The organism is Euzebyella saccharophila, assembly GCF_014855495.1.
Classification (GTDB): Bacteria; Bacteroidota; Bacteroidia; order Flavobacteriales; family Flavobacteriaceae; genus Euzebyella; species Euzebyella saccharophila.
Genome location: NZ_JACYFJ010000001.1, coordinates 679,155 through 692,216, shown reverse-complemented (window position 1 = coordinate 692,216; position 13,062 = coordinate 679,155). Strand labels below are relative to the sequence as shown.

The following is a 13,062-nucleotide window of genomic DNA, read 5'->3' as shown; positions in this document are numbered from 1 at the left end:
TATTATTTACTATTTGTAAAGAATAGAAGTTGAAAATCAACCAAAAAAATATCAATTTCATCCTATATGGATCTCTGGCCTCTTTTGGCACCTACTTTTGTATGTATGCCTTTAGAAAACCCTTTACGGTGGCCACATTTGAGAATCTTTCCTTCTTGGGAGTGGATTATAAAATTGTATTGATTATCTCCCAAGTTCTGGGGTATATGCTTTCTAAGTTCATCGGTATAAAAATGATATCTGAACTTCAACCAAAAAGTAGACTTCCCTACCTACTTGTCATGATTATTTTGGCCGAGCTTAGTCTGGTTGGTTTTGGTCTGCTACCCAACCCATATAATATATTGTTCATGTTCTTGAACGGATTATCATTGGGAATGATCTGGGGAGTTGTGTTTTCTTATTTGGAAGGCAGAAAGTTTACCGAAATACTGGGGGTTATCCTTTGCTCAAGCTTTATAGTTTCTAGTGGAGTTGTAAAATCGGTAGGCTTGTTGGTAATGGAAAGTTTTAACATATCGCAATTTGCCATGCCAGCGGTAACTGGAGCCATTTTTTTAATACCGTTTGCGGGCTTTTCATTTATGTTGGACAAGATTCCTAAACCAACAATTGAGGATAAGAAATTACGGGAAGAACGTGTTCCCATGACCAAAAAAGATAGAAGAACTGTTGTTTCCAAGTTCTTCTTTCCCATTCTTATTCTTGTATTCTTTTATGTCTGCCTTACGGCGATGCGAGATTTTAGGGATAACTTCTCACGTGAAATTTGGGATGCAGTGGGTTTTGAAGGAAATATATCTGTGTATACTTTGGCAGAAATACCTATTGCAGTAATAGTGCTGGTTTGCATAGGTCTCTTTGCCTTCATTAAAAACAATTTTAAGGCGTTTATGTCCTACCATTATCTTTTAATCATGGGTTCCTTATGTATAGGAATAAGCACTTTGTTATTTCAAATGGGGGTTTCGGGCCCTGTACTTTGGATGGTTTTGGTGGGCTTAGGTCTTTATATCTGCTATGTCCCTTTTAACTGCCTGTTTTTCGATCGGATGATTGCCACCTTTCAAATCAAAGGTAATGCAGGTTTCCTTATCTATATAGCGGATGCCTTTGGTTATTTAGGAAGCATGGCGGTATTGTTATATAAAAATTTTGGACAAGGAGCCCTTTCATCCCTTCAATTCTTTGTGCACGGGAGTTATATTATTTCCATTATAGGAATGGTAGCCACCTTATTCTCCCTTTATTACTTTAAGAACAAAAGCAAGGAAGACCAACCACAAACTGACAATAAAAATTTATCTGCATATGAACCACTCGTATGATCTCATAGTCATTGGAGGCGGTGTTTTGGGTACATTTCACGCCTATCACGCCGTAAATAAGGGCTTAAAAGTAGCTCTTATAGAAAAGGACATACAACCTCAAGGTGCTACCGTACGCAACTTTGGACAAGTTGTTCCTTCCGGAATGAATACAAAATGGCAAAATTTTGGCCGTGAGAGCCTAGCAATTTACAAAGACATTCAAAAGAAATTTGATATTACCGTAAGAGAGGAAGGCAGTATTTATATAGCTTCCAATGGGGAAGAAGTTCAATTATTGGAAGAACTAAATTCAATTAACAAATCCAATTCCTATACATCAGAATTACTTACCGCCAAGCAATGTTTGGATAACTATCCGGGTCTTAAAAAGGATTATGTGAAAGCGGGGCTCTTTTTCCCGGAAGAAGTGAAGGTAGAACCTAGGAAAATGATTCTAAAATTGCATAAATACCTTAGGAACATTGGGCTGGATATTTATATGGGCGAAACTGTAATGGACTGTGATGCCTTGCGCAGCGGTGTACAGCTTACCACTACTAAAAACAAACAGTTTTCCGCCAAAAAAGTGATTATCTGTAACGGTAGTGATTTTAAAATACTATACCCTGATTATTTTGAAGAAAGTGATTTAGTGGTCTCCAAATTACAAATGATGCAGACCAGATCACAAGCAAATTATAACCTCCCTAGTTCCGTTTTAACAGGACTTTCCATTAGACGGTATGAATCCTTTACGGAATGTCCTTCGTTTAGCTCAATAAAAACAAAGGAAAACCCCAATTCACTTGAAAAAAAATGGGGAGTACATATTCTTTTTAAACAAGCGGATGACGGTTCCATAATCATAGGCGATTCACATGAATATGCAAGCGCTGCACGAATGGAACATCTTGGTTTTGATCTAAACATGGATATTGACAACTTTATTCTAAACGAAGCCAAAAAGATTTTCGACTTACCTACCTATGAAATCCAGAACCGATGGTTTGGGATGTACTCACAGTGCAAAGAGACTGACATTTATCAAAAAACCATTGACGAAGACATTCACATAGTTACAGGCATTGGAGGAAAAGGAATGACCGGAAGTGCCGGCTTCGCCAAAAAAAACATACAATCAATTTTTAATCTTGAACATGCATAAAATAGAATTGGCCGTATTTGACATGGCTGGTACCGTTGTGAACGAAGACAACGTTGTTTATAAAACTTTACAAAAAGCAATCAATAAAAAAGGATATGACCTTAGCCTAAATTTCGTATTGGAACACGGAGCAGGTAAGGAGAAACACCAAGCTATAAAGGACACCCTTAAAGCTATTGATAAGTTTGAAGAAGAACCTAGCCAACCCATATTTGAGGATTTCAAAGTAATGTTAGACCAGGCTTATGAGAATTTACAGGTAGGCACTTTTAAGGGCGTGGAAGAAACCCTACTATTCTTAAAGAAGAATGGAATTAAAGTGGCATTTAACACGGGCTACAACAAAAAAATAGCCAGCTTGTTATTGGAGAAAATGAACTGGAAACAAGGTGAACAATATGACGTATTGGTCACCGCAGACGATGCCAAAAACGGAAGACCTGCACCGGATATGATTTTGGAAGCCATGAAGCAGCTAGATGTTATAGAAGCTTCCAAGGTTTTAAAAGCCGGTGATTCCATTATAGATATTGAAGAAGGTAAAAATGCGAAATGTGGCGTAACAGTTGGAGTCACCACAGGTGCCCACACCAAGGCTCAGTTAGACTCCGCAAATCCAACCTACGTTTTAGAATCATTGTCGCACCTGAAGGAATTGGTCAAGAAAAGTTAAAAATTGTCGGTATATTTTGAAAAATGGTGGATGTTCTTTTGTAAATATCCGCCATTTTTCACGGGTTAAATAAAGAAGTACATCACTAACATTTTAGAAGGAACATTTCCCCGATTAATGGGAACATGCGGAATACGTCCATCAAAGAAAATAGCATCTCCTTCTTTCAGCAATACTTCTTCTTCTCCAATTTCATAGTAGCATTCGCCACTTAATATATATTTGAACTCGTAGGCATCCGTAGTTACTTTATCCCTTTTTGATCCCGGGGCAACCTCGAGTAACACACTTTCAAATCCTAAAGAAGAAATTTGTTTTCCAAAAACATAGGAGTATGTAAAGCCAACCGCCTCATCTTCTTTTTCAATAATCGTGTAATCCTCTTTTCTAGATACCATAAAATTAGCTCCGTTCACTTGGGGCATTCCGTTGAAAAAGTCCGTTACCTCAATTTCTAAAGAGGATATTATCTTAAGCAGAACGGGTAACGAAGGTATGGTTCGACCATTCTCAATTCTGGAAATAAGCCCCCCGGTCACTCCGGCCCGGCCGGCAATGTCGTTAATAGTCTTGCCTCCTCCTTTTCTTATTTCCTTGATTCTCTTTCCTATTCCAATAAGGTAATCTTCCATTGTCAATGATTAGAATGCAAACTTACCATTTAATCAAATGAGTAAAAACACTGGTTATAGAATAATAAATCGGCACTAAGAGTCACGATTACAAGTCAATACCACAAAAAATTCATGTATTGCATATTTGTAAATAATAATTTCATAACTTTTAGATAACACTACCCCCGTAAGCGTATCAATTATTTAATAATAATCAGGTTTTTATCTAACCTTAACCTTTGATATTTGCCTGCATTAAACAACCAATAGTTTACAAATACGCAAAATGAAAAAAACCTTACTATTAGCGATTTTTACCTTTTTGGTAACCATTGCAGCAAGTGCCCAGAACAATTTCACGGGTACCGTATTCGATGAAAACAATGTGCCCTTACCCGGTGCTTCCGTAGTAATAAAAGGAAGTTCTACCGGTGTTGCGACCGACTTTGACGGTAATTTTCAGATTCAACTTCCCAATGGAGATGAGGTTCTTGTGGTCTCATACATTGGCTATGTATCCACCGAACTTAATAGCGCCGGAAAATCTTCCGCTATTATTACACTACAACCAGATTCCCAGAAACTGGATGAGGTGGTAGTTACGGCCCTTGGTATTAAAAGGGAGAAAAAATCTTTAGGTTACGCCTCCCAAGAACTAGGCACCGAAGAAGTTACCCAAGCGAGGGAACCCAATCTATTGAACAGTATTTCCGGTAAAGTGGCCGGTCTTCAGGTAACCAATAGCCCCACTGGATTAGGAGGCTCTGCAAGAGTTTCCATTCGCGGGGATGCTTCCTTGAACATCAATGGTAACTCTCCCCTATTTATTATAGACGGTACGCCCATTAGTAATGAAATTGTAGGGTCCAGTGGTTCAGGTACCCAAAGTGTAGATTATGGTAACGGTGCTTCGGAAATCAATCCGCAAGATATTGAGTCCATGAACGTGTTAAAAGGTCCCGCTGCGGCGGCTCTTTACGGGTCAAGAGCCGCAAACGGGGCTATCATTATTACCACAAAAAAAGGCAAATCCCAAGGTTCCAAACTGGGGGTGACGGTAAATTCCGGGGTAACGATCGAAAATATTCTTATGTTGCCCGATTGGCAAAATGAATACGGTCAAGGAAACAACCAACAATTTGAATTTGTTGATGGTAGTGGTTCCGGTATTGCAGATGGGGTTGATGAAAGCTGGGGGCCGCGTTTAGACACCGGCCTGTTAATTCCCCAATTCGACTCGCCAAGAGCAGATGGTACACGCGGTGGAGACACCTTTGTGAGCGATTCTCCAATAACGGCCACTCCATGGGTTTCAAACCCTGACAATACTGAAGACTTTTTTGAAACGGGTATCACCAAAACCAATAGCATTGCCGTTTCAAAATCAGGAGAAATGGGTAATATGCGCGTATCTTACCAAAACTTGGATCAAGAAGGCACCCTTCCCAATACGGACCTAGAGAGAAATAGCTTAAGCTTTACGGGAAGCCTAAATCTCAGCGATAAGATTAAAGTGAACGCCAATTTAAATTATGTCAAGACCGATAGTGACAATAGGCCAGCTGTGGGTTACGGTACCGAAAGTATTATGTATCTCTTCATCTGGTACGGTAGACAGTTAAATACGAACAACTTAAAGGATTACTGGCAACCCGGACTAGAAGGCGTTCAACAGTTTAATTACAATTATAATTACCATGACAACCCTTATTTCACCATGTACGAAAACACCAATGCCCAAGATAAAGACAGGGTATTCGGAAATGTAAGCTTAACCTACGACATTCATAAAAACTGGAGCCTCCTTTTTAGAAGCGGTCGTGATTTTTATCGCGATTTTAGAGAACGAAAAAGAGCTTTCAGCACACAACGTTTCCCTTTTGGAACGTATCAAGAGGACGATGTTTTCTTTGAAGAAAGCAATACGGATTTCTTATTGACCTATGATAATACTTTCAACAAAAAATGGAACGTAAACCTATCCGTAGGTGGCAATCATCTGCGTCAAAACCAAGACTTCAAGAAAACAGTTGCCCCACAATTGATCAATCCAGGCGTTTACTCCTTTAACAATAGCAGACAAGCGGTTCAAGTATCGTCTGATAATTACGCCAAACGCATTAACAGCCTTTACGGATATGCGCGTTTTGCCTATAACAATTCCATCTTTCTGGATATTACGGGAAGAAACGACTGGTCTAGTACCTTGCCAACCGATAACAATTCTTACTTCTATCCGTCCGCTACACTAAGTGCTGTGGTTAGTGAAATCATGGAGAAACCCGATTGGTTATCCTTCTTAAAGTTAAGGGCCGCTTATGCCGAGGTTGGTAATGATACCGACCCTTATCGATTGAGAAGTTTTTATCAAAACGAATCTTCATTTGATGATTCAACTCCTATCTTAACGGAATCGGCCTTGATTCCTAATGCCAATTTGAAACCTGAAATCACCGGTTCTTATGAATTTGGATTGGATTTACGGCTCTTTAAGAGCAGGGCAAATTTTGACTTGACCTATTACGACAGTTCTACCCGAAACCAGATTATCAATATCAGTACCGATATTGCCAGCGGATATTCCAGTCAACTTATTAACGCCGGAGAGGTTCGTAATTATGGTTTTGAGGCCATCGCCAATTTTGTCCCGGTAGTCAACGATAATTTTAAATGGAATGCCATTTTCAATTTCGCAACCAACCAAAGTGAGGTAAAAGACCTTGGCGGAGTAGATTTTACCCTTACCAGTGCCAATGGCGCCTATATTCAAGCTAGGGAAGGTGGTTCCATCAGTGCTATTTACGGTAGAGGGTTCCAAAGGGTAGAAGATGAAACAAGTCCGTTCTTCGGTCAAAAAATCATCAACAACCAAGGTATTCCGGTTCGTACCGATGATTTGGTTTACCAAGGTGATTATGCTCCGGATTTTACCTTGGGGGTTCAAAACAGTTTTAAATACAAGAATGTTGACTTAGGTTTCTTGATCGATACCAGACAAGGTGGGATTGTTGTCTCTAGAACCAAGACCATTGGTAGTACTTCTGGCCAGCTAATGGAAACATTGGAGGGCCGGGAAACGGGTATCGTTGCCGAAGGTGTTATCAATATGGGTACGGACGAGAACCCTAATTACGTTGAAAACACCATTAATGTAGATGCAAGAACCTACAACAATAGATATTATGAAAGAGATAACGTGGAAGCGGCCAAATACGATGCTTCTTACACCAAATTAAGAGAGGCTTCCATAGGTTACTCTTTTCCGAAGAAAATAACAGACCGTCTATCGCTTACCAACTTGCGTTTATCGCTCACAGGCAGAAATTTATTATTATGGACGGACAACCCGCATTTTGACCCAGAAACAGTAGGTGTTTCCGGTGGAACACTTCAGCCAGGTATCGAGAACATGTCCTACCCCAGTACACGTTCTTTCACCTTCAACCTACAGTTAAGTTTCTAACGTTTCATTGCAAAAAATTAAAGATCATGAAAAAAATAATAGCAGTCCTATCCTTAGTCCTTTCAGCCGTAAGTTGTACGGAAGATTTTGAGGAACTGAATATAAACCCCAATTACCCGGCATCTGCACAACCTGAACTCCTTTTACCCGGCATACAACGAGAAATGGCTTACAACTGGGGAGACCAAGGTTGGGAAGAAGGCTTCACGGTTGTACAATATGCCGCTAGGCTTCAGTTTACAAGTGGGGATACCTACAACTGGTCTCCATCAGGTGACCCTTATGACAATGCTTATGCCTCTTTAAGGGATGTGGAAAACATTCTTAGGGATACCAAAGATGTAGAGGAAGCCCAAAACTACTATGGTGTTGCCTTAGTGATGAAATCTTGGATTTACTCCTACCTTACGGATGCTTATGGCGAAGTACCCTATACGGAAGCAACCCAAGGTATTAGCGAAGGTAATATTACGCCTGTCTTTGATGACCAAGAAACGATTTACGATGGTATTCTGGCAGATTTGGAGACAGCAAACACCGTTTTGGCGGGTCAAAGTAATATTTCAGGAGATATTTTCTATGATGGAGATATAGGCAAGTGGCAAAAATTCGCCAACTCCTTGCGCCTACGTTTACTGCTACGAATTAGTGATGTAGCCAACGCCAACGCGGTGTCAGGAATGCAACAAATAGTGGGTGATCCAACTACATATCCAATTTTTGAAAGTAACGAAGATATGGCCCTAGTACAATGGAACGCTCTCAACCCACAACCAAAATATGAAACAAGGTCGGGTAGTTTTGATGAAGTTCGATTAAGCCAAACATTGGAAACAAGGCTAAAAGAATTGAACGACAACCGCTTGCTTGTTTTTGCCCAACCCACAACTGCTTCTGAGAAAGGCATTTATTCCGATAATTTTGACGATTATGTAGGGATGCCTAACGGGTTGGATGATGAAGCTGCATTAGGTTACAGCCCAAGCGGCAATCCTGAAGAATCAGGGTCCAATTATATTTCTAGATTAGGAATTCTTTTGGCTTGTAGAGCCTGTAATCCGGAGCAAGCATCTGCTACAGCTTCTCAAACCATTATTATGAGCTATTCAGAATTACAGTTTATTCTAGCCGAAGCCAGGGAAAACGGATGGATTTCCGTGGGTGATGCGGCAGCGTATTACGAAAACGGTATTCGTGCTTCTTTTGACTATTATACCCAACGGGTTACCGCTGGTGGGTGGTCTGAAATTGCGACTGCCATGCAAGCGACCGATCTGGATGCCTACATTGCACAAGAGAAGGTAGTCTATTCAGGGACAACTGAGGAAAAACTGGAAAAAATAGCACTTCAAAAATGGATTTCCCTATTCTATACCGGTTTTGAAGGATGGTCTGACTGGAGGAGAACTGGTATGCCAGAAGTTACGCCTGGCCCAGATTCTGCCAATGATATGAGGGTTCCCGTTCGTTTTCAATATCCAAACTCGGTAAAGTCAACAAACAACGCCAATTATGAAGCGGCCGTTTCCAGACAAGGAGCAGATGACATTAACACTAGACTTTGGTGGGATGTTGATTAAACCAACTGTTCAAAAAACAATCAAGGCGACCATAGTACTTTGTGTACTATGGTCAACTTGCATAAATGCCCAATCACAAGCCATTAAAGGAATTGAGCATGTAGTTGTCATAGGTTTTGATGGTTTGAGTCCTGATGGATTACAAACGGCCAAAACCCCCACTTTTGACCGTCTTATTGCTGAAGGTGCTTCCACCATGCACGCAAGAGCCGTTTTACCCACCAGCTCTAGCAGTAATTGGGCCTCGATGATCATGGGTGCAGGACCCGAACAGCACGGCATTACCTCCAACGCATGGGAACGCGATAATTTTACCTTGCCTGCGGTCACCCAAAGTGAAGATTTTCTGTTTCCTACTATTTTTAAGTTGATCAAAGAACAGCTGAACAATACCGAAGTGGGTGCTATTTACCACTGGGGAGGTTTTGGTCGACTGTTTGAAAAAAGTGCGGTGGATTATGATATGAACCCGGAGTCGGAAGAAAAAACGGCCCAAGTGGCATCTGAATATATCAAAACCCAGCAGCCAAAATTTACTTTTATCCATTTTGACCATGTGGATCATGCCGGGCATGCTTTTGGTCACGGCACCCTGCATTATTATAAATCCGTTGAAAAGGCGGATATACTTTTAAAAGAAGTTTTACAAACCATTGAAACAAGTGAAATGGCGAAAAACACTCTGGTCATTGTCAGTTCAGACCACGGCGGTTTAGGCACCGGCCACGGTGGGGAGTCACTCCAAGAAGTTGAAATTCCATTTATCGTTTGGGGACCATCGGTAAAAAAAGGGTATACCATACAACACCCTGTGTACCAATATGACAATGCGGCTACTGTAGCCTATGCCATGGGAATAGAACCCCCCCGCGCATGGATCGGCAAACCTGTTCAAACAGCTTTTGAAGGTTTTGAAGAAACGGACGCCTACCCGGTATTGGTGCAGCTGAAAGAACCCATAATTTACCCTAAAGCCGAAGGGTATAAAAAAGCAGGTGGTCTCTTCACGGATAAGGCCGAGGTGAAAATTGAAAATCCCAATCAAGCAGGTGAAATCAGGTTTACAATGGATGGTAGTTTTCCAACAGCCTCCTCTCAAATTTATGAAGGTCCATTTGCCTTAAGTAACAACTCCATTATTAAAAGTGCTGTTTTTGAAAATGGAAAAATAAGAAGTTTGGTGGCGGAGGCCTATTTCAGAATTAAAAAGGAAGCAACTGAAAAACCGGTAAAATATGAGCTTTTCTATTTGAAAGACTTAACTTTTATACCTGAATTGAAAAACAAAAAGCCAGACCTAACCGGGAACCTTTTTGAAATTACATCTGATGAGTTGGGCGATAAGATCAAACCGAACACTGCAGTACGATTTACCTCCGAATTTCAAGTACAGGAAATTGACAGTTACCGGTTTTACATTCGCTCTGATGATGGCAGCAAACTTTTAATTGATGGCAAGCTTGTGGTAGATAACGACGGTGACCACGGTGTAAAGGAAAAAAACGGACAAATTCTTTTAAAGGCCGGCACCCACCAAATTGAAGTGCTTTGGTTCAACGGCGGCGGTGATGGTTGGTTGGATGTTTTTATTGAAAACGGAAAAATGAGCAAACAAATACTGTCAACAAAGCAACTTCTAAAAACAACGGAATGAAGCCAACAAAGATCCTTTTGATTTTCTTTTTGACTACTTGCTTGTTTTCAATTGCCCAAGAACAACTTCCGGCATGGCAAGAAGGTATGATGGATATCCACCATATCAATACAGGTCGGGGTGATTCTGCCTTTGCCATTCTTCCTGATGGAACCACTCTTTTAATAGACGCCGGAGATATGTCCGAGACAAGGCCTAGAACCCTTTCTGCCAGAAATGCCGAATTGGTTCCCAATCGTTCTAAAAATGCCATGGAATGGATTGTGGACTACATCCAACAATTCCATCCGCTTAGGGAGAAAGCCGTTTTGAATTACGCCCTGATTACGCATTATCACGATGATCATTTTGGGGAAATGGATTCCGCAAGAAAAGAGGTAAAAGAAGGTTACTTTTTAACGGGTTTGGTAGAAGTGGGGCACCATTTGCCCATTCACACGGTGATTGACCGGGGTATTGATTTTCCTATCAATCTGAAAAAGCCCGAAATACAGGCCAAATTGAGTAAAAATGATGCATTTGGCATGATAGCGACCCTTAAGAATCTCTGGAATTTTGTCGACTTTCATTCCCAAAAGAATGGAATGACCCATGAGACGCTTAAGGCTGGAGAACAAAACCAAATTGTGCTTCGTAAAAACCAAACATCATTTCCTGATTTTAGAATTCGAAATATCGCCGTAAACGGAAAGGTCTGGACAGGGGAAAAGAACACCACCTTTTCCGTATTTCAAGAAGGTAATTACCCCGGGGAAAATCCGTTAAGCACCTGTATCAAAATTTCCTACGGACCCTTTGACTATTTTACAGGCGGTGATGTTAGCGGAATAGGGCCTTTTGGCGCAACGGACTTCAATTCCATGGAATCTCACATTGCGCCAGTGGTCGGTCCGGTAGATGTAGCTACTCTCAACCATCACGGCAATAGAGATTCCCAAAGCACCGAATATGTACGAACCGTGAGACCTCGGGTATGGATCCAACAGAATTGGTCCTCTGACCATCCCGGAGAAGAAGTTTTAAGACGTATTGCCTCAAAAGAACTATACCCTGGCGAAAGGGATATTTTTTCTACGGTCATGTTACAGCCGCTCAAAGATGTTATCGGAGGCCGATTGGATCAATACAAAAGCCAAAACGGCCATGTAGTTTTGAGGGTTTATGAGAAGGGAAATAACTACGAAATTTTCATTTTAAACGACCGCTCTGAGAAGCGCGAAATAATAGCACAGCACGGACCTTATGAATCAAGATGACGAAAAGAAAATTGGCCTAAACAAGCGCACCGAAGGCGATATCAACTTTACTCCCGAGAGAGCTAAATGGATGGAGGAAGAAGTAAGTGAAAGAGCCAAAGCCCTTTTAGAAAAAGACGCTCGATACTTTCTGCATCAATCGCTTTCTAGTCCGTGTTTAGATGTTCTACGTCATTGTGAAGGACCTTACATTGAAAATATTGACGGAAAAAAATACCTTGATTTTCATGGAAACAACGTACACCAACTGGGCTTTTCGCACCCGAAATTGGTTAAAAAACTGAACGAGCAGTTAAACTCGCTCACCTTTTCTACACGCAGATATACCAACGAAACGGCGATTAACTTTGCAGAAAAATTGGCCTCGTTATTACCTTCGGATTTAAACCGCACCTTAATGACCCCTAACGGCAGCAGCGCCATCGGAATGGCCCTTAAGCTGGCAAGAGCGGTAACCGGTAGGTTTAAAGTGGTTTCCTTTTGGGATTCATTCCATGGGGCCTCGCTCGATGCTATTGGTGTAGGGGGCGAAGCTGTTTTTAGGGAATACATGGGACCCCTAATGCCCGGCGTTGAGCGAATTCCACCTCCTGTGACCTATCGCGGCATTTACGAAAACAATGAGCAAAAGTGCTTGGAGTACATGGAGTACGTTTTTGCCAAAGAAGGAGATATTGGTGCCTTTCTGGCCGAAACCGTTCGAAATACCGATGTGCAAATACCTTCGAAATCTTTTTGGCAAGAAGCCCGAAAGCTTTGTGATACATACGGTGTACTATTAATTCTTGATGAAATACCCATTGCTTTGGGAAGAACCGGTAAAATGTTCGCCTTTGAGCATTTTGATATAGAGCCCGACATTCTTTGCCTTGGAAAGGGTCTTGGTGGCGGTATTTTTCCGCAAGCGGCGATGGTCACTAGAGACGCCTTTAATAAATTCGGAGACATTTCATTAGGCCACTACACCCATGAAAAAAGTCCGTTGGGAGCCATGGCCGCCCTGACAACCATAGAAATAATCGAAGAAGAACGGTTACTTGAAAAGAGTCAAATAGATGCATTTTTCATGAAAGTTGAATTAGAAAAATTACAAAACAAACTCAACATCATTGGTGATATTCGCGGTGCCGGACTCCTTTGGGGCGTAGAATTAGTAAAAGATAGAAATACCAAGGAAAAAGCTATTCTAGAAGCAGAAAAAGTAATGTACCATTGTCTTAAAAACGGCCTTAGCTTTAAAGTATCGGCAGGCAATGTGTTACAATTAGCTCCCGCCCTCACCATATCTAGAGAAGAACTAAAGAAAGCCATTGGCATTCTTGACAATGCATTAGAACAACTATAAAC

At 41.2% G+C, this 13,062-nt stretch carries 9 protein-coding genes; 8 read left to right on the top strand and 1 reads right to left on the bottom strand.

Annotated elements, in window-relative coordinates:
- The first annotated feature begins 29 nt into the window (after positions 1-29).
- The 3 genes from IL355_RS02795 to IL355_RS02785 are packed head-to-tail and all read left to right on the top strand — an operon-like array spanning position 30 to position 3,148.
- A complete protein-coding gene (locus IL355_RS02795) occupies positions 30-1,328 on the top strand; it encodes a DUF5690 family protein (protein WP_192460671.1) in 1,299 nt (432 codons plus the stop codon).
- Positions 1,312-2,475, top strand: coding sequence for a TIGR03364 family FAD-dependent oxidoreductase (locus IL355_RS02790; protein WP_192460670.1), 1,164 nt, complete (start codon positions 1,312-1,314; stop codon positions 2,473-2,475). The genes IL355_RS02795 and IL355_RS02790 overlap by 17 nt, the downstream gene beginning before the upstream one ends.
- Positions 2,468-3,148, top strand: coding sequence for a phosphonatase-like hydrolase (locus tag IL355_RS02785; protein WP_192460669.1), 681 nt, complete (start codon positions 2,468-2,470; stop codon positions 3,146-3,148). Before IL355_RS02790 ends, IL355_RS02785 begins: the two co-directional genes overlap by 8 nt.
- Positions 3,149-3,213: 65 nt before the next feature.
- On the opposite strand, the gene IL355_RS02780 is transcribed toward IL355_RS02785, so the two are convergent.
- Positions 3,214-3,780, bottom strand: coding sequence for a helix-turn-helix domain-containing protein (locus IL355_RS02780; RefSeq protein ID WP_187456776.1), 567 nt, complete (start codon positions 3,778-3,780; stop codon positions 3,214-3,216).
- A 268-nt stretch (positions 3,781-4,048) separates the two neighbouring features.
- Here IL355_RS02780 and IL355_RS02775 point away from each other — a divergent pair, with 268 nt between their 5' ends.
- From IL355_RS02775 to pbfA, 5 genes are read left to right on the top strand one after another with little or no spacing between them, the layout of a single operon-like run.
- Complete coding sequence (locus IL355_RS02775; RefSeq protein ID WP_192460668.1) at positions 4,049-7,225, top strand: SusC/RagA family TonB-linked outer membrane protein; 3,177 nt, start codon at positions 4,049-4,051, stop codon at positions 7,223-7,225.
- Between the two features lie 26 nt (positions 7,226-7,251).
- Positions 7,252-8,805: a SusD/RagB family nutrient-binding outer membrane lipoprotein gene (locus tag IL355_RS02770; RefSeq protein ID WP_192460667.1), complete on the top strand. Its 1,554-nt coding sequence runs from the start codon at positions 7,252-7,254 to the stop codon at positions 8,803-8,805.
- Positions 8,738-10,459, top strand: coding sequence for an alkaline phosphatase family protein (locus IL355_RS02765; RefSeq protein ID WP_192460666.1), 1,722 nt, complete (start codon positions 8,738-8,740; stop codon positions 10,457-10,459). The genes IL355_RS02770 and IL355_RS02765 overlap by 68 nt, the downstream gene beginning before the upstream one ends.
- The gene (locus IL355_RS02760; RefSeq protein WP_192460665.1) at positions 10,456-11,715 is read left to right on the top strand and encodes a ComEC/Rec2 family competence protein; all 1,260 of its coding nucleotides are present in this window, start codon (positions 10,456-10,458) and stop codon (positions 11,713-11,715) included. Before IL355_RS02765 ends, IL355_RS02760 begins: the two co-directional genes overlap by 4 nt.
- On the top strand, positions 11,702-13,060 hold the full coding sequence (gene pbfA, locus IL355_RS02755) for a (R)-1-hydroxy-2-aminoethylphosphonate ammonia-lyase (protein WP_192460664.1): 1,359 nt from the start codon (positions 11,702-11,704) through the stop codon (positions 13,058-13,060). The genes IL355_RS02760 and pbfA overlap by 14 nt, the downstream gene beginning before the upstream one ends.
- Positions 13,061-13,062 lie beyond the last annotated feature (2 nt).